The organism is Curtobacterium flaccumfaciens (assembly GCF_004361695.1).
Lineage (GTDB): Bacteria > Actinomycetota > Actinomycetes > Actinomycetales > Microbacteriaceae > Curtobacterium > Curtobacterium flaccumfaciens_B.
The window spans coordinates 11,468-34,317 of the sequence record NZ_SNVW01000020.1 but is presented as its reverse complement, the minus strand read 5'-3'; the positions used below and the strand labels follow the sequence as shown (position 1 = coordinate 34,317).

The following is a 22,850-nucleotide window of genomic DNA, read 5'->3' as shown; positions in this document are numbered from 1 at the left end:
GTCCTGACGATGATCCCGAGTGTGCTGCTGTTCATCTTCGCCCAGCGGTACTTCATCGAGGGCGTCACGGCGGGATCGTCCCGATGACCGACCTCCACGCCCTGCCGACAGCACTCCAGGAAGCCGCACTCGCCGTGACCGCAGCCGACCACCACCTCCCGCAGTTCCACGTCCGCCTGCCCCGGGGTTACGTCAACGACCCGAACGGCCCCATCGACATCGGCGGGCAGGCGCACCTGTACTTCCAGTCACGGCCCAAGGTCGACCTCGAGATCCCGGTCGAGTGGGGACACGCCACCAGCGACGACCTCGTGCACTGGACACTCCACCGCCCCGCCATCGTCCCCGTCCCCGGTGGCGCCGACTCCGGTGGTGCGTGGTCCGGCAACACGGTCCTGCACGACGGGGTCGTCCGCGCCTACTACTCCGGCAAAGTGGATCACAGCCCGTTCCAGTCGGTGCTCCTCGCCGAGTCCACGGACGGCGGGACCACCTACGGCGCCCCCGTGCAGGTCGTCGCAGACCCGTCCCCGGACGAGGCGATCACCATGTTCCGCGACCCGTTCGTCTGGCAGACAGGCGACGGCTGGTCGATGGCGGTCGGAGCGGCGGCCAGGAACCAGACCGCGTCCGTCCGCCACTACCGATCGACGGACGGCATCAGCTGGACGTACGTCGGCGATCTGGTGTCGATGGCACGCGACACGGTCAACGGCATTGACACCGGTGAGGGGTGGGAGTGCCCGCAGATCCTCACCGTCGACGGCACCGAGATTGCGATCGTGGCGTCCTGGTCCCATGCCGACGGCCCGGGTGACGTCGTCGCGATCCCGCTGACCGGGTCTCCTTCGCCGTTCAAGGTCGACGACGGGCAGCACTTCTACGCGGCCTCCGTGATGCGAACCAGCTCCTGGGGGCCGGTGCTGTTCGGATGGGTCACCGAGGGCCGGACCGAGCAGTGGACCGAACAGGCAGGCTGGTCCGGCGCGATCTCACTACCGCGCCGGGCGTGGATCACGAACGGTCGACTCGGCACCGAACCGCACCCTGCGATCAATGACCTCCGTGTCGGTGGCTCGCAGGCAGCGCACGGTGCTCGCATCGGCGCGCAAGCCGAAATCGTGCTGCCCGTCGCCGTCACCGGCTGCATCCGGCTCCGCTTCTCCGAGACCGAATACCTCGACATCACGATCGACGTCGACGCGGGCACGCTCACCGTCGACCGGGCACATGCCAGCACAGACCACCGCGCTGACCCGAGCCCCGCGGTGATTCGTGCTCCCTTCGACCGGACTGCGGACCGACCTGCAGTGCGAGTACTGCTTGACGGATCGATCGTCGAACTGTTCACCAGCGCCGGACGCTCCATCACCACCCGCGTCTACCCGACGCAAGCACCGCCGTGGAGCGTGGAAGCCCCGAACCAAGCGTTGGTGTGGGATCTCGAGCCCACCGTCACGACCATTGCGGCTCCCGCCGCCGACGTCACCGCTGGATCCGCGCGATCTGACTGAGCGGCGCCGACAGGTCCACCGGCACCAACTCGTCCCGATCATCGAAGGAGATGACTGTGCATCGAATCACCGTTGCGGGAGAAGCGCTCGTCGACATCGTCCACGACGACGCCACGCGGGAGATCCCCGGAGGAAGCCCCGCGAACGTCGCCCTCGGTCTCGGACGGCTCGGCGCGCCGGTCGAATTCGCCACATGGCTCGGTGATGACGTGCGCGGCCACCAGATCGCAGATCACCTCGACGCGTCAGAGGTCGGGCTGGTTCCCGGCGTCTTCGGGGCCACGAGAACCCCGGCGGCGACAGTCCGGCTCACTCCCGACGGCCAGCCCACGTACGAGTTCGACATCGAATGGGACCTGCCGCAGCTACCGCAAACGCCGCGATGGCTGCACATCGGATCGATCGGCGCATTCCTGCAGCCGGGAGCGGGCAAAGTGCGAGAGCTCGTCCAGCGCACCGCAGCCGCCGGCGGCATTGTCTCGTTCGATCCGAACATCCGGCCCGCGCTCCTCGGAGACGCGGCCGCTGAGCGGGTCTGGTTCGAGCACCTCGCGGCAGAAGCCACTGTGCTGAAACTCTCCGACGAGGACGCCGCCTGGCTCTACCCAGGCGACAGCGTCGACGTCGTCCTCGACCGTCTCCTCGAGCTCGGCGTGACGCTGGCCGCCATCACCACCGGTGCCGCCGGCGCAACGCTTGCGACCACCCGAGAGCGGGTTGCCGTGCCCAGCAAACGCGTCGACGTCGTCGACACGGTCGGCGCCGGAGACACCTACATGGCCACCCTCATCTGGCAACTTCAGGACACCATCGTCACCCTCGATGCCTTGGACTCCAGCGCTTTGGCACGACTCGGCCAGATCAGCGCCAGCGCCGCGGCGATCACAGTGAGCCGTCGTGGTGCGGACCTACCAACCGCTAGTGACGTGCTCGCAGCGCTTGGAGAACCCACCAGATGAGCGCCCCGTCCGTTCCGCGCGGGACGACGCGGCAGAAGCGCCCCGACGCCGGAACGATGTCACTCGGACAGCACCTCAACGAGCTCCGGAAACGGCTCTTCCGCGCGGTGCTCGCCATCGCAATCTGCGCAGTCATCGGCTGGTTCCTCACACCGTTCGTGCTCGACCAACTCCGCGCACCCGTCACCGAGCTCGCAGACGCCGGCGGCGGTCACACCGCGGAACTGAACTTCCCTGCCATCAGCGGCGCCTTCGACCTGCGCCTTCAAATCACGATCACCATCGCGCTCGTCATCGCCAGCCCCGTCTGGCTGTACCAAGTCTGGGCGTTCATCGTTCCTGCCCTGGTTCGGAAGGAACGGCTCTACGCAATCGGGTTCCTCGGCTCCGCGATCCCGCTCTTCCTCGGCGGATGCTGGTTCGGCTGGTACGTCCTGCCGCACATCGTGCAGATCCTAGGCAGCTTCGTCGCACACCAGGACACCTCGATCGTCGACGCGAAGGCGTACTACGACTTCGCCGTGAAGCTCGTCCTTGCCGTCGGTATCGCGTTCGTCCTGCCGGTGTTCCTCGTCCTGCTCAACTTCGTCGGCGTCCTCACCGCGAAAGCGATCCTCGGTGCCTGGCGCATCGCCGTGCTCTGCATCCTCATCTTCACCGCGCTCGTCACACCATCGGCGGACATCGCATCGATGTTCCTCCTCGCCATTCCGATGGGCGTGCTCTACCTCGCAGCGTGCGCGGTCACTTGGCTGCATGACCGCCGTCTCGCCCGCCGCCTCGCGGCCGCTTCCTCAACCACCCACCCCGTGACGTAGCGTCCGCTGCGCCGCCTGCACACGAAGGACTCATCATGCTCGGCAACCTCACCGGCATCCACCTGCTCATCATCCTCGGCATCGTCGTACTGCTCTTCGGCGCCACCAAGCTGCCCGCCCTGGCAAAGGGGCTCGGGCAGTCGCTCAACATCTTCCGCAGTGAGATCCACGCCGGAGACAACAAGAAGAGCTCCGACCAGGCCAGCGCCCCGGTCGCACACGACGGCACCGTACCGTCGCACGAGTGAGCTGCTTTTCGGCGAGCTGACGGGGAATCACCGTGGACGTCGAGAAACTGCTCGTCATCGCCGTCATCGCCGGGTTGTGTCTCGGACCGGCTCGGCTGGCCGCCCACACCAAACAGCTCACCAACTTCCTGCGTCAGCTGCGGGGATGGGCCGACACGACCAAAGCGCAGATCGAAGAGCAGACCGGAGTCGACATCGACTGGTCAGAACTCGACCCGCGCCGCTACGACCCGCGCCGCATCATCCGCGACGCACTCACCCAACCTCCGACACCGCACGAACCCGCCGTTGAACCAACGGTGCTCACCCACACTGCGGAACCAATCAACTCTCGAACCGGAGTCAACGATGACGTCTGAATTCCACCGCCGAGCCCTCTTCCAAGGTGCAGGGATCGGCGCCCTGGCGCTGCTCGCCACCGCGGCGCCCGCTGAAGCAGCCCAGGCTGCCACCGCGGGATCCGCCTCTACATCAGCCGCCGCAGCGACGTCATTCCGCGCGAAGTACCACATGACCCCGCCCTCCGGGTGGCTGTCTGACCCGCAGCGCCCAGTGTTCACCCGCGGCGCCTACCAGCTGTACTACCTGCACTCCGACGTTGACAACGGGGACGGCGGGTGGGACCACGTGTCCACCACCGACGGCATCAACTTCACCTTCCAAGGCGCCGTCATCCCCCTGCAGACCAACCTGCCCACCTGGACCGGTTGCACCCTGATCGACACGAACAACACCGCCGGCTACGGTGCCGGTGCCGTCATCGCCCTCGCCACCCGACCCACCGGAGGGGTGCGAAAGTACCAGGAGCAGTACCTCTTCTACTCCACCGACGGCGGCTTCACCTTCACCGCCCGACCGAACCCCGTCATCGTTAACACTGACGGACGCACCGCAACCACCGACGCGCAGATCTCCAATGCCGAATGGTTCCGTGACCCCAAGGTGGCCTGGGACGATGCCCGCAACGAATGGGTCTGTGTCATCGGCCGGCAGCGCTACGCGGCGTTCTACACGTCGAAGAACCTCATCGACTGGACCCTGCAGCACAACTTCGACTACCCGGACCACAACCTCGGCGGCATCGAATGCCCCGATCTCTTCCAGATCACAGCAGATGACGGCACCAAGCACTGGGTTCTCAGCGGCAGCATGGACGCCTACAACGAAGGCCTGCCCTGCACGTACGCGTATTGGACCGGCTCCTGGAACGGCACCGCGTACACGGCGGACAACCTCACCCCGCAATGGCTCGACTGGGGATGGGACTGGTACGCGGCAGTCACCTGGCCGGCCAACGAAGCGCCGACAACGAAGCGGTACGGCCTTGGCTGGATGAACAACTGGAAGTACGCGAATCGGCAGGTCCCCACCGACGCCTCCGACGGATACAACGGCCAAAACTCGATCGTCCGCGAGATCACACTCCAGAAGCAGACCGATGGTCATTACGCCCTCCTCAGCGCGCCGATCGCGGCGCTCAAGGGCACCGCGAAGCGCACCGTGCCGATCGCGAACCAGACCGTCAACGGTTCAGTGGTCTTGCCGTACAACGGCCGCGCGTATGAGATCGAGCTCGACGTCACGTGGACCAACGCCACCAACGTCGGAGTCTCCGTCGGACGCTCGGCGGACGGAGCGCGACACACCAACATCGGCAAGTACGGCAGCGATCTGTACGTGGACAGGGCCCCGTCCGACCGCGCAGGATTCGCATTGGCGCCCTACACGCGGGCAGCAGCGCCCATCAACCCCGCCGCCCGCGCCGTGCACCTTCGCATCCTCGTCGACACGCAGAGCGTTGAGGTGTTCGTCAACGCCGGCTACACGGTCCTGTCCAACCAGGTGAACTTCGACGCCGGCGACACAGGCATCTCGCTGTACTCCGACGGCGGCACCGCAACGTTCTCCAACATCACCATCCGCGAATACGGAAGCTAGCGCGCGCAGGGCGGAAGGCAGCAGCTTCCTTCCGCCCTGGGGCTGCTTCTTCGCTGCCCGCCAGACGGTCGTTCAACGAACACCCACGGTCGGAAGAGCCCTGCTGCGTCCCGCGACTACTCTGCTAGCGGATTCCGCTCTGTTCTCGGACGTCTGTGTCCGAGAACAGAGCGGAGCTGGCGGGTCAGCGGGTGGGGTGAGTCTGTCGAGCGATGCAGCGGTAGACGGTGGCGCGTCCTATGCCGAACAACTCCGCGAGTTCGGCGACCGAGTGTGTGCCTGCTTGATGAACTTCGAGGAGGTGCCGCTGCTGGGTGTTGCTGAGCTTTGGCTGCCGGCCGCGGAGGTGGCCCTTCGCCTTGGCGATCTGCATCCCTTCGCGTGTGCGGGCTCGGATGAGGTCGGACTCGAACTCGGCGACCATCGCCAGGACGTTGAAGAGCAGCCGACCGACGGGATCCTTGGGATCATGGACGGAGCCGCCAATGTTGAGCTTGACGTTCTTGGCGGTGAGTTCGTCCACGATGTCCTTGGCATCTCGGAGGCTTCTCGCGAGCCGGTCCAGCTTCGCGATCACAAGTGTGTCGCCGTCACGGCACGATGCGAGTGCTTCACGGAGTCCGGGGCGTGACCTGTTAGTGCCGGTCAGGCCGTGGTCGGTGTGAATGTTGGACGGGAGGACTCCGAGCCGTTCGAGCGCGACGCGCTGGGCGGTGAGGTCTTGTTCATATGTTGAGACGCGGGCGTACCCGATGAGTAGAGCGTTCATGGCGCGAGGATCCGCTGGCTGAACCGCGTCCGCCTAGTCTCGGAACCCGATCCGCTTTCGGACCCGTGTCCGAAAGCGGATCGGCTATCGGACACCGATCCAGAGGCCGAGGAGTGCCACGAGGACGCACGCGACGAGGTTCACGAGGCCGTGTGCCGCTGCTGCGCGGTAGCGGTTCTCGAGTGCGAGCCGGACGGCTTCGACGCTGGCGGTGCTGAACGTCGTGTACCCGCCAATCAGGCCGGTACCGACGACGGTCACCCAGACCGCTGGCAGGACAGTGGTACCGAGCCGGTGATGATACCGAGCGCGAGGGAGCCGGTGAGGTTGATGACGCTCGTGCCCCACGGGAACCGGGACCCGAGCCGGTTACGGACGGCGGTGTCGAGAAAGACCCGCAGCGAGGGCACCGAGACAGCCCTTGACAAGGCAAAAGTGGCTGGCGGCTTAATCGACAGTGTCGACGTCTCCGCGGCAGCCATCGAGCTCACCGCCTTGATGGACGGCCTGCAGGTGATGTGGCTCCTGGACCCCGATGGCATTGACATGGCTGCACAGGTCCGACGCGCCGTTCAACGACTCCTAGTTTTCCCTCTGTGAGGCACTCGATTTCGCCATTGCGCTAGCGATACGGAGGCGGCTTTGCCGGTGGTGCGGACGCGAGGCTCGTCGCGGCATCAGCCCTGGATGGTCCAGGCAGCGGAGATGCTCCGGTCGACGACACGGCGCCATCCGTCCGGAGCGGCAGGGTCATGGCTGGCCATCCCGGCCATCCACAGGACGGTCATCAGGTCCTCGGTGGTGAAGTCCTCGGCGAGCACGCCGGCGTTGTGTGCGTTGGCGACGAGTTCCGCTCCGAGCGCCATCGATCGTTCGCATGCGTTGATGAGGAGCACGGCGTCGGGGTATCGCCGGAGCATCGCGTCGTTCATCGCCGGGTCGCTCCGCTGCAGGTCGATCATCTCGGCGATGAAGGTCTCCAGCTGCGCGCGCGGACTGTCCTGGGCCAGTGTCCGTTCCCGCAGGGTCCGAAGCTTCGCGCCCGCGATGTCGGGCACGACGGCGTCGATGAGGTCTTCGCGCGATCCGATGCGGTTGTAGAGCGTGCCGATGCTCACCCCGGCTTCCCGGGCGATGTCCTCCAGGGGAGCGGACAACCCTCGCTGCGAGAACACGGCGATGGCGGCAGCGCGCAGCTTCTGGAGGTTCGCCTGCGCGTCTCGACGCAGACGGGGTGGGGTGCTCACAGCGACTCCGAAGGAACTTGAGGGCGGTCTCAACATATGCTGCAGTGGATTTGAGGACGGTCTCAACTTACCGCACCAGCTTGCAGGGCCCGGCGGTGGGCCACGGAAGGACGCATCATGCCCCTCATCACCATCATCGGCGCAGGCCCTGGTCTGGGTCTCGAGATCGCGCGGGCCTTCGGGCAGAAGGGCTTCGACGTCGCGCTCGTGGCCCGCAGCCAGGCGAACGTGGACTCCCTGGCGGGTGAGCTCGTCGCGGAGGGCATCCAGGCTCGTGGTTTCACCGCCGACATCAGCGAGCCCGACACGATCCGGACTGCTCTCCAATCGATCCGGGAGACGCTCGGGCCGATCGACGTCCTCGAGTTCTCCCCGGCTGACCGGACCCTGGAGTCGGTCGACGCGGTGGACGTGACGATGGAGAACCTGCAGCCACAGCTCGACTTCTACCTCGGCGGCGCCATCGCGGCCGTCGGGGAGGTCCTGCCGGGCATGATCGCGGCGGGCGCCGGTACGGTCCTCGTGACCACCGGTGGCGGTGCGCTCGCCCAGACGCCGGTCCGCGGGAACGTCAACATCGCAGCGGCGGGGCTCCGGAACTGGACGCTCAACCTCAACGCCGCTCTCGCTGACAAGGGTGTCTACGTCGGGTTCGTCGCCATCACCGCGCTGATCGGCGGTGGGCGACCGGACGCTGAACCGGCGGTCATCGCGCAGTCCTACGTGAAGCTCCACGACGAGCGGCGGGATGCCGAGCTGCACTACGTCGCGTACGACGGCTGACGCTCCTCCCGCCCGGGCTGCTGGCCTGGGCGGGATCCGCCGGGCTGCCGGGACCCGGGTCCGCGCGGTTCAGCCAGCGCCAGCCGCTGCCGCTGCGAAGGTCCGGAGAGCCGCCACCTGCTCGGCCGTGCTCGGGGGCGCGTCCGCCATCTGCCACGTCGACACGAGCGCGATCATGCCGCCGATCGTGAAGGTCCGGGCGTCCCCGGTCAGAGCGATCTCCGATCCTCGGTGATCGTGGTCCGACTCCGACAGCCAGGTCGTCATCGCGTCTGCGAGCACCTCGGCAACACGCTCGCCACGTGGAACGGCGCGCAGCTTGTCGAAGAAGCCGCGATCCGCACGTCCCGCGGCGAGCAGCGGTTCGATCCCGCGCTCCCGAACGGCGTCAGTGAGGGCCTGTGGGAGGTTCGCCGCGGCCTCGTCGAGCGGAAGCTGGTCCTCGAGGAGGCGGCTGATCCAGAGGTCCGTCGCCAGGTCACCGACATTGCTGTAGTGGTTGTGGAGGGCCTGCCTGCTCAACCCAGCACGCTGTGCCACGGCGCTCATCGAGATCGTCTCGCCCTTCGGCGTCTCGGACACCAGGGCGGCCAGCGCCCGGATCAGGGCGGCGCGGGTGCGGATGATGCGCGGGTCCACCCGCTGGCTCGCGCGTGGCGCCGTGCGCGCTCCCTCGGTCATGAGTCCATCTTGCCAGAGCCCGAACCCTGATGTACGTTCGTCATCTACTGGACAACTGTAAAGGAAACCATGACGCACGTAACCGAGCCCGCCACTGGCCGCGGAGACGGCCCGCAGCACCCCGAGTTCGAAGCGGCGGTCGCGGGCGGCGCGCTGGACTCCGAAGGGCCGGGATCAGCGCATCGCTACCGGAACGTGATCCTCGGCGGGATCGCGATCCTGCTCCTGGCGATGGCGATGCTGACGAGCTACTCGAGCGCGTTCGGTAACCCGACGCCGAACAACGTGCACCTCGCGGTCACCGGCGACGCTGACGCGATCGTCGCGCTCGAACAGCACGGATCGCTGGATCTCACCGTCGTGGCCTCCGAGCAGCAGGCGCGAACCGCGGTGCTCGACCGCGACGTCGACGGCGCTGTCGTGTTGCCTGCACCGGGGAAGGGCGCCGGCGTCACCACCTACATCGCCAGCGGCGGCGGCCGGGGCCTCGGACAGGCGATCTCAGGTATCGGTGACTCGATCGCAGCGAAACTGCAGACCACCAACACGGCCACAGACCTCGCGCCCCTGCCGGAGAAGGACCCGGTCGGGTCGATCGAGTTCTACGCGATCCTCTTCGCCGGCCTGGGGGCCGCCCTCGGCGCGACAGTCTTCGGGCGCATCCTCGGCACGGTCGACACAGCCGCGAAGTTCGTCGAGCGCAGCATCGTCCTCGTGCTCTACGCCGGTCTCCTCGCCGCACTGATCACCCTGTGGATCGACTCCGCCCTCGGCGCGGTGACCGTCGGCCCCTGGGCGGTGTTCGGGATCCTCTGGCTGACCGGAGTCGCCATCGGGGGAGCGGTAACGGGCGTCGCAGCACTCGGCGGAACCATCGCGGCGCTGGTGATGACGCTCGCCCTGGTGATCCTGGGGAACACGTCTTCCGGTGGTCCCCTCGGGATGCACGTCCTCAACGATTTCTTCCAGACGCTCTACTACGTCTTCCCGCAGGGCGACGCGCTCGACCTGCTGCGGTCCGTCCAGTACTTCGACGGCGCCGCGGTCGCCGCCCCGATCATCCGGCTGAGCATCTGGGCTGTGGCAGGCATCCTGCTCACGCTGACAGCGATGCTCATCCGAAACCGACGCGAAGCTGCGGCTCGACCGAAGGGCGGCCTCCGCTCCGAGCAGGATCCCCGCCCGACTGCCGGACCCTCGGGCTCCCACCTCGAGGCCGCTGCAGTCACGCCCAACGCGGCCTTGCTGCCGTTGACCCCAACGCCCTGAACACAACAGGGGTCCTCGACGGGCGGGGATCCCTCATGACACCCACTCCTGCACACGACAACCAGCCCTCATTGCTGAGGACGATCGGAGGACCGCACCATGCCAGGAAAGATCGATGTCCACCAGCACCTGCTCCCGCCACGCTACTTCGAGGCACTGGCAGCGGCAGGATCGCAAGCGATGGGGGCCGGCGCCCCGGCGGGCGCCCGGGCGGCTGCGCCGGCTGCGACCGGAGGGTCCGCGCAGTGGGACCCGTGGGGTGCGAGCGGCGGGACCGCACCGCGACGAGGGCCCCGGGCCATCGGCGGCTGGTCGATGCCGGAGTGGAGCCCCGAAGCGACGATCGCGATGATGGACGAAACGGGGATCGAGACCGGGATGCTCTCGATCAGCGCACCGGGCGTGCACTTCGGTGACGACGCCGCGGCGCGCGAACTCGCCCGCGAACTGAACGACTACCAGGCCGAGCTGGTCCGTGAGGCGCCAGACCGGTTCGGGCACTTCGCGGTGCTGCCGCTGCCGGACTTCGACGGCGCGGTCGCCGAAGCCGTGCGGGCACTCGACGAACTCCACGCCGACGGGGTGCTCCTGCTGTCGAACGCGCACGGACGGTACCTCGGCGACCCCGCGTACGAGCCGCTCTGGGCAGAACTCGCCGCCCGCTCAGCCGTGGTCTTCGTGCACCCCACCGCACCACCGATCGCCCAGTTGCCGGGGATGCCCACCGCACTGCTGGACTTCCCGTTCGACACCACCCGCACCGCCGTGGACCTCGTCGCGCACGGCGTGTTCGACCGCTACCCGAATCTTCGCGTGATCCTCTCCCACGCCGGCGGGTTCCTGCCCTACGCAGCCAGTCGTTTCAGCGCCGCCGCGATGTTCAACCCGGACACCACGCCGGAGAGCATCCAAGCGGGCCTCCGGAAGTTCTACTTCGACACCGCCCTGTCCGCATCTCCCACCTCGCTGCCGTCACTGCTGGCCTTCGCGGAGCCCGGCCACGTCCTCTACGGCAGCGACTTCCCCTACGCACACCCCGACTGGAGTGCCCGCTTCGACCACGACCTGGACACCTACGACGGCCCCGGCGCAGAACGACTGGGCGAGGTGCTCCGAACAGCCGCCGAACAGCTCTTCCCTCGCTTGACCGCCGAGCGCGTTCCGGGGAGCGAGTGAGTGTCGAAGCGGTTCGTGAGTCATCAGGGTGCGCCAGCCTGACCGTTCAGCCGAGTGTTGGCGGGAGCGCCCCGATCTGCCCGAGGATGCTGAGCACGTCCGGCTGGCCGACCTCGTCGACGATCAGTCCCTCGTCGAAAAGGTAGAAGTTGCTCGCGTTCGCGACCACCGTCCTCCCCGTAGCGGGGACACCGAGGAACTCGCCGTCGTGCGTGCCGCGGAGTTCGAAACGTGCTGCGACTGTGTCGCCCTCGACGACGATCCGGTCGATGCTCCACTGGATGTCAGAGAACGCGCTCCGCATGATCGTCAGGATCTGCAGGTACCCCGGCAGCCCGCGCAGCGGCTCGGGCGAGAACGGCGTCAAGAACGCCGCTTCCGGTGCGATGACCGTCTCGCCGATGGACGGGTCGGCGCTGTTGATGAAGTCGACGAATCGCAGGAAGGAGAGGCGTGTGTCTGTGGTCATGGACAACTACTTTACATAGCAAGTAGATGCCGTAGAGTCGAAGCATGAGCACGGACCTTGCACCCCTCCGCGGAACCGACGCCCCGGATGACCGGACTGGGCGAGCGGCGCGTCTGCGGGAGTACTTCGCCGCGCTGGTGCGGCACGAGACCGACGTGTGGAACGCGGTCGAGAAGCGGATGCGGGGCGAGGGCGTGCTGAGCCTGGCCCGACTGGAGGTGTTGCGGATCGTCCAGGCAGCCCCATCGGGCGCCCGGGTGCAGGACGTCGCGACCGGCGTCGGGACGTCGATCGCTGCAGCCAGTCGCTTGCTCGATCGGCTCGCCGCGGATGGTTTCCTCGAGCGTTCGACGGACCCGGACGATCGGCGCAGTGTCCGCAGTGTGCTCTCGCCCCAGGGGAGAGATGCCTTCGCCCTCGCGGACGAGCGGTTCGACCAAGCGCTGGACGCCGTGCTCTCGGATGCCGGTGCCGCGGCGATCGCAGACTGTGTCGCGGCACTCGAGCGCCTGCAGTCGACGTTGGAGGCAAGGTGATGACGGCGACCATGCGGGCCGTCGTGATCGACGCACCCGGCGGCCCCGACGTGTTGCACCTCCGTGAGCTGCCGGTCCCGATCCCAGGCCCGGGCCAGGTGCTGATCCGTGTGGGAGCGTTCGGACTCAACCGGTCCGAGCTGCACTTTCGCCGCGGCATCGGCCATTTCGGAAGCTAGCGGTGCGTGGTCGGGTGAAGTTCCACGCCCCTGCCCCGGACGCGAAGATCGACTGGGACGCGGCGGTTGCAACGGCTGGCGCCCTCGCAAAGATCTGACCGTCGGCGTTCGGCATCGGGCGCGACGTATCGCGGACTGTGCCGGTGCCGTCGTGTTCCCCGGGCCACGGCTATGCGCAGGGGTCTCACCAGCTCCTGCGCGGACCGGAGTCGAGACGAAGTTGCAACGGCCCGCCCCCACAGCCCAGTGGGCTCGTGCAGACCGTGCGGTGAGCGATCGGTTACCGGACATTCTGGTGTGCGTCACTGAACGAGCTAGCGCTGCTCGTCGCTCGGTCCCCGGAGGCGTCGCTGGCCTCAACGCGGGTGGCTTCGGGTCCGTTGTCGCCTCCTTGTGACATCCTGGAATCGACCAAGGAGAGGCATGCCTAGTTTTTCCGAGCGAAACGGGTTTACTCCGTCACGCACAATCGTCCAATTGAATGACCTCGATAGCGATACCCGCACACGCATCTGGAATGTCGTGCACATTGTTGTCGTGAAGCAGTTTAATGAGAACGGGTTATGGGAGGAAGAAGAGCATCTTCTCGACAACCTTTGGGTCAACTTCCTGCGCCAGCCGGTCGACGAGCGTCCCTCGACAGGGAATGCGTGGCGAATCCTTAAGGGGAATCTGACTGCTTCTGAATTCCCAAGGGTGATGGATTTACTGGAAGCGCTTGTAAGTGTCCTTCCCAATCTCGTGAAGCGCACAACGATGCAAAATGTGGCACAGGCGCTCGTCACGTTGCTCAACGAGACGTTTGAAGAATACCTAGTTGGTTACCGCTTTGTCGGTAAGCTGATCATGCAGATTGACAGTGCTGAAGAGGTGGCGGCGATCGAAGGCGCTCTGACCGAGGCCAAACCGCTTGCGGTAGCGCATCAACATCTCTCTCAAGCACTTGCTCACTTAGTGGATCGAGGTACACCTGACTATCGCAATGTGATCAAGGAGTCGGTGCAAGCTGTCGAGTCAGCTGCAATCACTCTCACCGGCGAAACCAAGTTCAGTGCGGCAGTGCGAGCGCTACCAGACGTTGGGCTCCCGTCTCACCGAGCGCTCCTTTCTAGCTGGGAGAAGATGTACGGCTGGGCCTCAGACGAAGATGGGCTAAGGCATGGCGGTGAGAAGATCATCGTCGTCGACCAGGCCCTCGCAAAGTACGTCTTCGGAATCAGCGCCAGCTTCGTCGCCTATCTCGTTGAAAAGGCGCGGCAGGCAGGGTCGCTGGCCTAGGTCGAGTTTGAAAGCGCCGTGTAGGGCCCCGCACGGCGCTTTCCGCTGTTGAAGCGGTCGCCGCCTCGCCTTTCGACGCAATAGCCTCGACTGATCGGAGTTGCTCGGCGTCGTCGGGACCTCATGGCGCGCATGCTGAGTCGGACTTAGCAGGACCCCGCCCGAACGCTTCGTCGTGGGGACGAGGTACCTCAGCGATTCGCGATCGCCGATTGTTTGCAATTGGACGGAGGGTTATTCTCCGAACACGAACACGAACACGAACACGAACACGAACAAAAGACACCTTACCAAGGAGCAGCAGCGCAATCACGCCGTTCATGAAATTTAGAGTGTGGTAGCGCTGGGTTCTGCTGCGCCGCCAGCCTCGGTCGCACAATCAGTCGCCAGGTATTGATAGGGATGTTGCGTGCGATTTCGTAAGGCGGCCTCCTTGAGCTGAGTTGCCCGACGGATCGGAGGGCATTGGGGGCAATGAGGCAGCACGGGCCCGGCGCACGCCTACTGAGCGGCGTTGGAGGTGCGTCTCGTACCGGACGTGCCGGGCACCCCCGACGCTTCACCCGTCTTTGGGTTCGTTGTCACCGCTCTTTTGGTCGCTCGCCGCCAGCAGCAGCAGTGCCATGTTGATCGCTTCGTCGTCGAGGCCCCAGGCCTCAAATTCGCTACGCAGGCGTCGGTTTCGCCGCCTCAGGAGGTCAATGGTGGTAGTCAACGCGACGGCTGACACAGCGATCACGACAGGCAGGACGAAGTTGAGGAGGTCCGCCGTGTCGCCAGGTGGGTTCGATGCCGAATCCCAATCGATAGTCGTCACGACGAGGGTCAGGGTGACGGCCCCCACGATTCCGACGGCCGATGCAACCGCGGAACTGATGAGGCGACCACGGTTGTTGACGATCCGTTGCCACCATTCGGCTCGCTTTTGAGCGCGCGCCATCAGGTTGCCCAACGCAGCGAGTTCGCGGTCCCGATGCACCTGTACGAACGTCCGCAGCTCAGCGTCGGCTGGCAGCGACTCAAGGGCTTCCTGCGAGAGCTTGACCGCTTCAATGCGGCGGCGCGGCCCCCGCTCCGTAGCGACGACGTAGATGGCCCGAACAGTCGCCACGATCGCTCCAAGACCCACCGTCCCGAACAAGCCTCGCAGCAGCAGGTCCCCAAGCTCAACGGTCACGATTCGGAGAGTAGCGCGGGTCTAGGACTGTCGCAGCGCTTGATTCGAGTCGCCACACCGCGATGCGTGAGCGGCGAGTGATCGGCCGGAGTCGCGTCTATGTATCACCCGACGTACACGCTGACCGGACGCCGCTCGTATATCGGGCGGCGAAAGACCCGCGTTGGCCGTCGTCGGCCGTCGAGGGCCTTGACCGCTCGAACGGTACTGGCGTCAGATCGTGTCCATTCGGTGATCGCGCATCGAACAGACAGGCTCGCGCTGACTTGGTGGGTTTTTCGGAACGGCTGAAGGAGGACGCAACGCCGGTCATGTACCAGGAGCGAAGACGGCGGGGCCTCGCAAACCCCTGCAGCTGGAGCACGTGCTCGATTTGCTGTGGCCGAGCCTGGTGGCGGCCTAGCTACTTGGGTAGTGCTAGCCCCGCGGCATCGCAAGTCGCGACGACGTCGTGCTCGTCCCCGTAGATGCTGTCGGTGTGCCAACTAGCGACGTCCCCAGGCCCGACCCTCTCATCGTCGTCGAGCGATTCCTGAGTTATCTCCAGAAAATCTTCCGGAAATCGTAGGTCCGTCGGGCTCGAGAAGAAGGCCCTGAATCGTCGGCCGCTCGTATCTACGTCAACCCATTGAGTGACGGTCCAGTCATATGGGCGGTAGCCGAGCAGCAAGAACCGCGTCTGTCCGTTCTCGCCATCTTCACGCTCGATTGAAGGCTTCCGCTTTGAAACGAAAGCGGGCCGCGGGTTCGAGAGCGATCCGGTTGCGACTTCTCGCGCCGCTCGCTGTGTCTCATCCATTAGACGCCGTTTTGTCGCGACGGGAAGGTCCGGGCTGTCCTCAACAGTGTCCAGCACGGCCGTGATGAGACCATGAGTCACTCGACTGGCTTCCGCCTTGCCGCGCTTAAAGGAGAGCTCTGCATCTCCGAACTTGGCAGTCAACTCTTCCCACTCGGACCAGACGAGAGCTAGAACAATAAGGAGCAAACCGACGACGATGAGTGGAGTAGGACTCGCGGATGTTCCTGCTATTACGCAGCCCCACACCAGGGAGGAGGCGCCGAGTATCGCAATTGCGACTCGGGCCGCTACAACAGATCGCCGGGTGCCCGGATCGCTTGAACTCACTCGACTAACCTCGCGCATCTCCGACTCTCCGGTCAATGCCTCTGGTCAATCGGGGTCCAATCTGGACGAGCCGAGGGTCTGAGATCGGATGCGGCTGACAGGACCCTTTCCAACACGGACCGTGTAGGAGGCGGAGCGCTCGTCCGGTGCTACGGCCAGGGCGCCAGGCCGTGGACGGGTCGTCGAGGTTTAGACCCATCGTTCCCGTCGACGGGGGGCGAACCACCGCAGGGTTACCGGCGCGATCGGCGTGCCCTGCTCGTCGGCGACGAGACCAACGACGCCGTGCTGGCCACGACGTAACCACTGGCACGTCCTCCCGACCGCGGCGGAGTCTTTGGGTTGCTTGTGGAAGGTGCGGTGTCCGCATTTGAGTGCTGCCCAATCAGAAGCGTCACGGTCCTCGATCACTCGGACGTTAGTGCCCATGGCAGCACCTCTAGAGCCGAGTGCACTGCGCCCAGTAGCCGATCCGCTACTGGGACGGCCAGAGGTACGGTGACCGCATGAACCGTTCAAACGCCCTGTGGCTCATGTTCGCGCTGCTTGGCGTGGTGTTCCTTGGAGCCACAGCCGCCTTGTTCGCGCACGAATCATCGAGGCCGTTCGGATGGATCACACTCGTCAGCGCCGTTGTCATCATGGCGAGTGCCTGGTTGGGCTACAGACGTTCCAAGCTGTGAACAAGCGGTGCCGAGCGTTTCGATAGCCGATCCTCTGCCGGGCGGCGTGCCCGGTTGGAACGACCGCTGCGCTCGCCCTATAGCCTCCTTGGCGTGAGCATCTTCCACTTCGACGTCGAGCCCAGAACCGGGTCGCGCTTCGGAGTGGTCGTGCTCGGAATCGCGAGCGCAATCGCCGGAGTTCTCGCGATCATTGGGTGGCCGTTGCCTGTCATCTCGTCGGCACATGGCCGAGGTCAGCATGCTTGGGCACGGACCATTCGAGGAGTCCAAGACTGGTTCGCGCACGACGGTTGGCGGATGTCTGGCGCATCGTGGATCTACGGTGCTTTCGCGGTCGTCGCCGCGGCCGCCGTGGTCGTTCTGCTTCATCCTGCTTGGAGCGGCCGCCGCGCCTTGCTCATCGTCGTCGTGCCGGCCGGAGCGTTACTCGTGCTGGGCCCTGCACTGCTGGTGGTCGCGGCCGCGAGGTGCTCCGTCAGCGCTGCGAGCTGCGTCGGGTCGAACCACCCTTCCTCGGGGAGCTCGACGCGCCATCCGTCGTCGAAGACCAGCTCCCGTTCGTCGTCGCGTCCGCTCACCGTGCTCCACGCCACGTCGGGGTACACGGTCTGTCCGGTCTTAGCTGTCACGTCGGACCACCGCCACACGCTCGACTCGAGCACCAGCGGTTCTCCGTGTTCGTCGGCCGTCGACGGGTCGACCCGGTACGCGATCAGTGGATGGAGCAGGCGGGCGTACGCCTCGAAGCCGGATCCCGACGTCCCGGCGACGGTGTCGGACCCGTCGATGCGTGCGGTCAGCCAGGCAGACCGAGCGGGATCGGTGATCAGCTCCATCCCGCCGATCGTAGTGCGCTGGTTGCGGGCGATGGTCGATGATGTCCTGCCGTTGAGGGTGGCTCGAAGCCACTTTCGAGTTTCGGTGAAGGATCGGCTTCCGGAACACCCGCGAGCGACCGGGCGGCGTTCGGTAGCCGACCGGCTACCGGGACTCCATGGTTCGATCGGTCGTGCGCTCGCACGGGCGCGAAGTTCGAGGGTTGGAACGCATCGGATGGCTAAGTTCTTCAACTCGCCTCATCCAGTCGCAGAGATGGGGCTCGGGGCGGTTTTCGTCATCATGGGCGTCGTCGTCGGACCGGTGGTTGCGGCTCCGGAGGATCGCGTGAATCAAGGGCCTCTGAACATGATTCCGACGCCGGTGCTGGTCGGTGTGCTCGTCGTTTGTGGGGTCGTCGTGTTCGCGCAAGGGCTCGGCACTTGGATCCAGCGGAAGCGCGGGAGGTAGGAGCCGGTCGAGGATCGCCTATCGCCACGGCAGCCATGGGCGCCAACTGGTTGTTTAGCGAGCATGCGGCAACGGCCCGGAAACTCAGATGTGCGGCGTCGTCGGCGTCTGGTGATCCTGCTGGGCGTCATCGCGGCTGTTCTCTGGCTCGTCGCGCTTGCGCTCCCAATCTGCGTGCTCCTCCTCATCGGCAGTCTCCCTGGCGAGGATCCGGCGCGCACTCAAAGATCATTCGTAATTGCATTCGGCGCCTTCCTGAGCTTCGCGCTCTTAGCGATCCCAACCACAATCGGCTTCATCGTTGTTCTCCGCGCGAAGAACCGCGGCTACGACACCTGATCTTGCTGATCTCGCTGAACCCACTGTGACCGGCAGAGCCGCCGGCTGAGCGGCCAAACGCGCCTGGGTAACGTCACTGATGTGTCCGGTGGCCGATCGGTCACCGGACTGGTCCTAGCGGCGCAACGGCACACACACCCTCGCGACCGCGCGGCGTCGAAGATCAGCAAGGGTAGGTGCAACCCTGCTGATTGATGATCGAGAAGAAGATGGCGACGGCCACGCCGACGAAGGCGATGGCGAGGATGCTTCCGATAACGATGGCCGCCATCGCGAGCTTTCGACCGCGCTGACCCGTTTTCGTGATCTGGTGAAGAGCCACAACACCGAGAACGGCCCCCACGATGCCCATGACGAAGGCCAAAACGAACGCGAGGACCGCTAGCTCGTTGAGAGGTGCTTGCTCGCTCGGGTTCGGCGCTGCAGTCGACGTCTCCGCTTCAACGTATCGGCCCATTCCCGATCAGCGATCGGCTACCGAGACAGACGTACGACGCTGACGGATGCCCCGCCAAACGACTCCGTCTTCTCGGCTCCGTCGCGCTCGAATCGGTTGCGCCGGTAGAAGGCCTCGGCGCGAGGATTGTTTTCGGCCATCCACAAGAACGCCGCGTCATTGCCGATCGCGGCATCCAGCAGCTGCTGCCCTGCTCCCGATCCGTAGGCGGACGCGAGGACGTAGATGCCCTCGAGCTCGCAGTCGGTGGGAGCTGATCCGTCCCTGCCGGATCCCGCCGATGCCCAGCCGATGATCTTCTCCCCGTCGAGCGCGACGAACACGTCGGTGACCTCGTCAGCAATGATCGTTCGCCAGCCAGCCTGCCTCGCGTCGTCCCTGATCGAGTGCAGCCAGGAACTCCGCAGGCATCAGGTGCGCATATGCCTCGCGCCACGCCTGGACGTGGACGGCCGCGATTCCGGCAGCGTCTGAATCCCGCGCCGGACGAACTGTCGAGTGCCCCATAGCGTCATTCCATCATCCATCGCGTGTTCAATGACGGATCGGCATGCGGGACGCGCTCGAGCATGTTCCGGCGCACTATGAGCGAGTGCGTGTGTTGACGATTCAGACGGTAGCGATGGGTGTCTCCGCGGAGCAGGAGGCGCGCTGGCCACAGCTCGCAGCCGCTGCGATGCTGGCAGCAGAGGAGGGCCGCGAACCCGTCCCCGCGGTGTGGTTCAGGACAGATGAAGGAGCGAGTGGGCTGATTCCGGTTTCCAAGCTCACTCCCGTGACCTTCACTGATGACGAGGAACCGGCTCGATTCATCGGGATAGTGACCGCGCTCGGCCCCGACGCCGCTCCATCGACCTGAGCGCTGCCCGGTCGCCGATCGCCATCTGAACGACGCCCCTGCTCAGCTCCGCCCGTTGATTGGTCGAGCGGTCGCCGTTGTGGCTGGGGCTCAATGCGCCTCACCTCACCTAACAGTGGCGGTCTTCGGACGCCGAGGTCGTGTCCGCGCGATCGTGACGGCGAGGAGAGCACCGGTGAGGAGCCCGATCCCATGGCCGTCGATCCGCGCCGTCATGACCCCGCCGGTGACCGTGACCAGGACCAGCAGCCCGAAGACGGTCCGGACAGCACCGAAGCGGCGCGAGGCGGTCAGTGCGACTGCGACCGCGGCGTCGCCAGCGATTATCGCGGGCCAGACGCCGCCGAGGTCGATCAGTGTCAGATAGACGCAGAAGAACGCGCTGTACGCGATCGCGACTGTGTCGAGCAATGCCTCGAAACCGGTGGAGGTGGTGCGGTCCAGGACCCGGACGACGACGAGCGCGCCGATCAGGCCCGCGACGCAGTCCGAGGCGCCACCATCGCGTTGCTCGGGGAGGAGCAGCGTGACGACGAGCCCACTCCCGACGCCTGCGACCAGGTACGTCAGGAGCCACACCCGTTCCGACCGACGCTGCTCGAGTGCTGATCCCACCACAGCGATCCCCAGCAGGTTGAACGCGAACTGCCCCCACCCGTCGGGCTGGACGAGGATCGACGTGACGAGCCGCCACCACTGTCCGGCGCGCACGAGCTCCCCGTCGCGGATCATGACCGCGGTGAGGGGTGAGTGGACAACCGCCGCGACGCTCACGGCTGCTGTCACGACGGTGACGACGAGGGTGGTGCGTGAGGACTGCGCCGCGAGCCGCTGACGAACCGACGGAGTCATCAGAACGACTCCCTCGCAGCACGGTCGTGGTCCATGGTGCCGAGTCCGGAGTCGAAGAACGCGACCAGGCCGTCACCGAGATCCGACAGGTCCGCGTCGGGTGCCCGGTGCAGTCGGAGGAAGACTCCCTCGACCGTGCGCTGCAAGACATCTGCCGCGATGACCGGGTCGACGCCGCTGAACTCACCCTCCTCGACGCCGGCCGCGATCAACGAAGCGATGGTCTGCTGCGTCGCATCGACATCGCCGCCGTCTGCCGGGAGGCTCCCGGCGAACAGCAGTGCCGCGAGCGTGATCACCTCCGGCCGGTGGGTGTCGGCGAAGGCGACGTTCGCGCGCAGGTAGGCGTGCACAGCGTCGCGTGGCGAGGTTGCTCGCCGCATCGCCGTCGTGACCGCAACCGCGAGGTCATCGACGATCGTCGACGCGACTGCACGCATCAATGCGTCGCGGTCGTCGAAGTGGTACGAGATCAGGCGGGTGCTGCTGAGACCTCCGCGACGGGCGATCTCCGCGAACGAGCAGCGTGCGTACCCGACGTCGGCGATCACCGCGATGGTGGCATGAATGATCTGCGATCGGCGTCTGAGCGCGGCGGCGCTGGGCGATGATGCTGGTGCCATCCGAGGTCCTCCTGCTGGCCGTGCAACTTGACGTGCCCTTGCTTCACGAGCATCTTATTACTCACTCAAGTAAATCGAATGAACGGAGAAGCAGATGACACCGCCAAGGACCGCGACGCAGACGACGAAACGCGGCTTCATCGCCGTGATCCTTGCGATGAGTGCGGCGGGCGCGTGCTGGGCGATTGGCACCGTCGCGATGGGGCATGAGCCGGACGCAGGCGGCGCGACGATCGGACTCGCCCAGATTCTCATCGTGACTGCTGCGGTCGGCCTGGTGGCCTGGGCAAGCCGCGCGGTGGTGGCCCGGTGGGCCTCCAGGTGGGGACGGGCCTGGCTGCTCGCTGCTGCCGGGATCGGGGCTGTGTCGCTGATCGGACCTCTCACACTCGCTCGAGACGGGTCCGCGCCGACACTCCTGCTGCTGCACGTCGCTGTGGCCGCGATCCTCTGCGCTGGACTCGCGGGCCGGACCCTCGGGCGAACGGGCCAACGCGGCGAACCCGTCGAGAGACCGGAATGAGGACCCGCCAAGGGACATGTCGGCCGGGGTGGTCAGGGGCGGCGTGGGTTTGTCCGGATCAGTGCGCCCGGACGAGGTCGAGCCGTTCGGGCAGCGGGGCGAACCCGGCCGAACGGTACGTCGCCACCGCGCTGCGAAGCGAGCTCGGGGTGCACACCCAAGCGATCGACGCTCCACGCCTCTGCAACTCGGCGGCTGCAGCGATACAGATTGCTCTGCCGTTTCCGCGACCACGATGATCGGCGTGCACTCCCATCGGCTCGATGAGCCCGGGACGCCCGACACCAGCCGGCCAGATCGTCACCCCGGCGACAGCCGCGCCGGAGCCATCTCGGCCGAGGATGCACGCACCGTTCCGAAAGGCGGGCCCGCCGGTCATCGTGTTCCACAGGTCGTCCGTGAAGCTCTGGTTACCCCAAGCCGATCGGTGCACGGCAGTGAACTCAGCGACACGTTCACCGGCCACCACTTCGAACCGGAGACCCAAACCCGTCAGATCGACTGGCTCCGCGAGGTCCCGGGCCAGCGGCGCCCACGCCTCGCCTGCCTGCCACCCCGACGATGCCAGCAGCTCGTAGAGGGTGGTTCCCGTGGGGACCTCAACAGACAGGGTCCCGTTCGGGAACCTCATCCCGTCAGCGGATCGGAGATCTTCGAGCACACGACGAGCGATCTGTGCGTCGGACCATCGCTCGGGCGCGACGGTCATCCGGAACACCGTGGGACCATCAAAGAACCCGATCGCGACGATGGTGTCCTCATCCGACCACACCCGCACCGACGAGACCGCTGCCGGTGCGCCGTGCCGCCACGCCCAACCCAGATCGCCGGGATGCAGCTGCACGACAGCACTGTCGCGCTGCCACGACGCCAGCGTCGCGATGATGCTTTCGGATGCACCGACGTCGGGAACATTGACACGGATGCCCATGCCTGACAGTTCAGCACAGGCGTCCCGACTCCGCCACCGCACGCCGACCCGATGGACTCGACACCATCCCGCCGAGTCGCGGAGCGCCGCTCGAGGCCATCCACCTCTTAAGGGCCGGTCGTC

31 protein-coding genes are annotated in these 22,850 nt (G+C 66.0%); 18 read left to right on the top strand and 13 right to left on the bottom strand.

Annotated elements, in window-relative coordinates:
- The first annotated feature begins 83 nt into the window (after positions 1–83).
- The 6 genes from EDF64_RS17980 to EDF64_RS17955 are packed head-to-tail and all read left to right on the top strand — an operon-like array spanning position 84 to position 5,477.
- Positions 84–1,514, top strand: coding sequence for a glycoside hydrolase family 32 protein (locus EDF64_RS17980; RefSeq protein WP_133521319.1), 1,431 nt, complete (start codon positions 84–86; stop codon positions 1,512–1,514).
- A 50-nt stretch (positions 1,515–1,564) separates the two neighbouring features.
- Positions 1,565–2,473, top strand: coding sequence for a carbohydrate kinase family protein (locus tag EDF64_RS17975; RefSeq protein WP_133521318.1), 909 nt, complete (start codon positions 1,565–1,567; stop codon positions 2,471–2,473).
- A 56-nt stretch (positions 2,474–2,529) separates the two neighbouring features.
- Complete coding sequence (gene tatC / locus EDF64_RS17970; protein ID WP_133521317.1) at positions 2,530–3,291, top strand: twin-arginine translocase subunit TatC; 762 nt, start codon at positions 2,530–2,532, stop codon at positions 3,289–3,291.
- Between the two features lie 35 nt (positions 3,292–3,326).
- Positions 3,327–3,539, top strand: a complete 213-nt coding sequence (locus tag EDF64_RS18625; protein WP_071293194.1) for a twin-arginine translocase TatA/TatE family subunit — start codon at positions 3,327–3,329, stop codon at positions 3,537–3,539.
- A 32-nt stretch (positions 3,540–3,571) separates the two neighbouring features.
- On the top strand, positions 3,572–3,898 hold the full coding sequence (locus tag EDF64_RS17960; protein WP_133521316.1) for a preprotein translocase subunit TatA: 327 nt from the start codon (positions 3,572–3,574) through the stop codon (positions 3,896–3,898).
- The gene (locus EDF64_RS17955; protein ID WP_133521315.1) at positions 3,888–5,477 is read left to right on the top strand and encodes a glycoside hydrolase family 32 protein; all 1,590 of its coding nucleotides are present in this window, start codon (positions 3,888–3,890) and stop codon (positions 5,475–5,477) included. The genes EDF64_RS17960 and EDF64_RS17955 overlap by 11 nt, the downstream gene beginning before the upstream one ends.
- A gap of 184 nt (positions 5,478–5,661) precedes the next feature.
- Here EDF64_RS17955 and EDF64_RS17950 read toward each other — a convergent pair whose 3' ends face one another.
- Entirely contained in the window at positions 5,662–6,246 is a 585-nt protein-coding gene (locus EDF64_RS17950) for a recombinase family protein (protein ID WP_133521314.1), read from the bottom strand.
- Positions 6,247–6,330: 84 nt separating this feature from the next.
- Positions 6,331–6,507, bottom strand: coding sequence for a fluoride efflux transporter FluC (locus EDF64_RS18565; protein ID WP_243736460.1), 177 nt, complete (start codon positions 6,505–6,507; stop codon positions 6,331–6,333).
- 69 nt (positions 6,508–6,576) lie between these two features.
- On the opposite strand from EDF64_RS18565, the gene EDF64_RS17940 reads away from it, so the two are divergent.
- Complete coding sequence (locus tag EDF64_RS17940) at positions 6,577–6,846, top strand: TetR family transcriptional regulator C-terminal domain-containing protein (RefSeq protein WP_243736459.1); 270 nt, start codon at positions 6,577–6,579, stop codon at positions 6,844–6,846.
- Positions 6,847–6,923: 77 nt separating this feature from the next.
- On the opposite strand, the gene EDF64_RS17935 is transcribed toward EDF64_RS17940, so the two are convergent.
- Positions 6,924–7,493 (bottom strand): TetR/AcrR family transcriptional regulator, encoded by a 570-nt coding sequence (locus tag EDF64_RS17935; protein ID WP_071303668.1) that lies wholly within the window; start codon positions 7,491–7,493, stop codon positions 6,924–6,926.
- Positions 7,494–7,610: 117 nt separating this feature from the next.
- Between EDF64_RS17935 and EDF64_RS17930 the strand changes: the two genes are divergently transcribed.
- On the top strand, positions 7,611–8,276 hold the full coding sequence (locus EDF64_RS17930; protein WP_133521312.1) for an SDR family NAD(P)-dependent oxidoreductase: 666 nt from the start codon (positions 7,611–7,613) through the stop codon (positions 8,274–8,276).
- 69 nt (positions 8,277–8,345) lie between these two features.
- Here EDF64_RS17930 and EDF64_RS17925 read toward each other — a convergent pair whose 3' ends face one another.
- A complete protein-coding gene (locus tag EDF64_RS17925; protein WP_071303666.1) occupies positions 8,346–8,957 on the bottom strand; it encodes a hypothetical protein in 612 nt (203 codons plus the stop codon).
- A gap of 69 nt (positions 8,958–9,026) precedes the next feature.
- Here EDF64_RS17925 and EDF64_RS17920 point away from each other — a divergent pair, with 69 nt between their 5' ends.
- Both EDF64_RS17920 and EDF64_RS17915 read left to right on the top strand, forming a co-directional pair.
- Entirely contained in the window at positions 9,027–10,226 is a 1,200-nt protein-coding gene (locus tag EDF64_RS17920; RefSeq protein WP_133521311.1) for an ABC transporter permease, read from the top strand.
- 99 nt (positions 10,227–10,325) lie between these two features.
- Positions 10,326–11,402: an amidohydrolase family protein gene (locus tag EDF64_RS17915; protein WP_133521310.1), complete on the top strand. Its 1,077-nt coding sequence runs from the start codon at positions 10,326–10,328 to the stop codon at positions 11,400–11,402.
- 46 nt (positions 11,403–11,448) lie between these two features.
- Here EDF64_RS17915 and EDF64_RS17910 read toward each other — a convergent pair whose 3' ends face one another.
- Positions 11,449–11,871 (bottom strand): ester cyclase, encoded by a 423-nt coding sequence (locus EDF64_RS17910; RefSeq protein ID WP_133521309.1) that lies wholly within the window; start codon positions 11,869–11,871, stop codon positions 11,449–11,451.
- Positions 11,872–11,915: 44 nt separating this feature from the next.
- Between EDF64_RS17910 and EDF64_RS17905 the strand changes: the two genes are divergently transcribed.
- The 3 genes from EDF64_RS17905 to EDF64_RS17895 all read left to right on the top strand — a co-directional run bounded on the left by EDF64_RS17905 (position 11,916) and on the right by EDF64_RS17895 (position 13,864).
- Positions 11,916–12,407, top strand: a complete 492-nt coding sequence (locus EDF64_RS17905) for a MarR family transcriptional regulator (protein WP_133521308.1) — start codon at positions 11,916–11,918, stop codon at positions 12,405–12,407.
- The gene (locus tag EDF64_RS17900; protein ID WP_071303662.1) at positions 12,407–12,586 is read left to right on the top strand and encodes a hypothetical protein; all 180 of its coding nucleotides are present in this window, start codon (positions 12,407–12,409) and stop codon (positions 12,584–12,586) included. Before EDF64_RS17905 ends, EDF64_RS17900 begins: the two co-directional genes overlap by 1 nt.
- Positions 12,587–13,009: 423 nt before the next feature.
- Positions 13,010–13,864, top strand: coding sequence for an AbiJ-NTD4 domain-containing protein (locus EDF64_RS17895; protein WP_166645813.1), 855 nt, complete (start codon positions 13,010–13,012; stop codon positions 13,862–13,864).
- Between the two features lie 559 nt (positions 13,865–14,423).
- Here the strand turns inward: EDF64_RS17895 and EDF64_RS17890 are convergent.
- Both EDF64_RS17890 and EDF64_RS17885 read right to left on the bottom strand, forming a co-directional pair.
- Entirely contained in the window at positions 14,424–15,041 is a 618-nt protein-coding gene (locus EDF64_RS17890; protein WP_133521306.1) for a hypothetical protein, read from the bottom strand.
- Between the two features lie 403 nt (positions 15,042–15,444).
- Positions 15,445–15,984: a hypothetical protein gene (locus EDF64_RS17885; protein ID WP_133521305.1), complete on the bottom strand. Its 540-nt coding sequence runs from the start codon at positions 15,982–15,984 to the stop codon at positions 15,445–15,447.
- A 692-nt stretch (positions 15,985–16,676) separates the two neighbouring features.
- Between EDF64_RS17885 and EDF64_RS18380 the strand changes: the two genes are divergently transcribed.
- Positions 16,677–16,853, top strand: a complete 177-nt coding sequence (locus EDF64_RS18380) for a hypothetical protein (protein ID WP_166645812.1) — start codon at positions 16,677–16,679, stop codon at positions 16,851–16,853.
- 368 nt (positions 16,854–17,221) lie between these two features.
- Here EDF64_RS18380 and EDF64_RS17880 read toward each other — a convergent pair whose 3' ends face one another.
- A complete protein-coding gene (locus EDF64_RS17880; RefSeq protein ID WP_133521304.1) occupies positions 17,222–17,692 on the bottom strand; it encodes a hypothetical protein in 471 nt (156 codons plus the stop codon).
- 217 nt (positions 17,693–17,909) lie between these two features.
- Here EDF64_RS17880 and EDF64_RS17875 point away from each other — a divergent pair, with 217 nt between their 5' ends.
- Positions 17,910–18,143, top strand: coding sequence for a hypothetical protein (locus tag EDF64_RS17875; protein WP_133521303.1), 234 nt, complete (start codon positions 17,910–17,912; stop codon positions 18,141–18,143).
- A gap of 111 nt (positions 18,144–18,254) precedes the next feature.
- Positions 18,255–18,482, top strand: coding sequence for a hypothetical protein (locus EDF64_RS17870; RefSeq protein WP_133521302.1), 228 nt, complete (start codon positions 18,255–18,257; stop codon positions 18,480–18,482).
- A gap of 163 nt (positions 18,483–18,645) precedes the next feature.
- Here the strand turns inward: EDF64_RS17870 and EDF64_RS17865 are convergent, their stop codons facing one another.
- The gene (locus EDF64_RS17865; RefSeq protein ID WP_133521301.1) at positions 18,646–18,939 is read right to left on the bottom strand and encodes a DUF4190 domain-containing protein; all 294 of its coding nucleotides are present in this window, start codon (positions 18,937–18,939) and stop codon (positions 18,646–18,648) included.
- A gap of 17 nt (positions 18,940–18,956) precedes the next feature.
- Positions 18,957–19,262, bottom strand: a complete 306-nt coding sequence (locus tag EDF64_RS18560; RefSeq protein WP_243736458.1) for a GNAT family N-acetyltransferase — start codon at positions 19,260–19,262, stop codon at positions 18,957–18,959.
- Between the two features lie 227 nt (positions 19,263–19,489).
- On the opposite strand from EDF64_RS18560, the gene EDF64_RS17855 reads away from it, so the two are divergent.
- Complete coding sequence (locus EDF64_RS17855; RefSeq protein WP_133521300.1) at positions 19,490–19,798, top strand: hypothetical protein; 309 nt, start codon at positions 19,490–19,492, stop codon at positions 19,796–19,798.
- Between the two features lie 105 nt (positions 19,799–19,903).
- On the opposite strand, the gene EDF64_RS17850 is transcribed toward EDF64_RS17855, so the two are convergent.
- Both EDF64_RS17850 and EDF64_RS17845 read right to left on the bottom strand, forming a co-directional pair.
- A complete protein-coding gene (locus tag EDF64_RS17850; protein ID WP_133521299.1) occupies positions 19,904–20,650 on the bottom strand; it encodes a rhomboid family intramembrane serine protease in 747 nt (248 codons plus the stop codon).
- Positions 20,650–21,273, bottom strand: coding sequence for a TetR family transcriptional regulator (locus tag EDF64_RS17845; protein WP_083414123.1), 624 nt, complete (start codon positions 21,271–21,273; stop codon positions 20,650–20,652). Before EDF64_RS17845 ends, EDF64_RS17850 begins: the two co-directional genes overlap by 1 nt.
- 94 nt (positions 21,274–21,367) lie before the next feature.
- Here EDF64_RS17845 and EDF64_RS18700 point away from each other — a divergent pair, with 94 nt between their 5' ends.
- Complete coding sequence (locus tag EDF64_RS18700; protein WP_432207038.1) at positions 21,368–21,796, top strand: DUF6069 family protein; 429 nt, start codon at positions 21,368–21,370, stop codon at positions 21,794–21,796.
- Positions 21,797–21,854: 58 nt separating this feature from the next.
- Here EDF64_RS18700 and EDF64_RS17840 read toward each other — a convergent pair whose 3' ends face one another.
- Complete coding sequence (locus EDF64_RS17840; protein WP_133521298.1) at positions 21,855–22,727, bottom strand: GNAT family N-acetyltransferase; 873 nt, start codon at positions 22,725–22,727, stop codon at positions 21,855–21,857.
- Positions 22,728–22,850 lie beyond the last annotated feature (123 nt).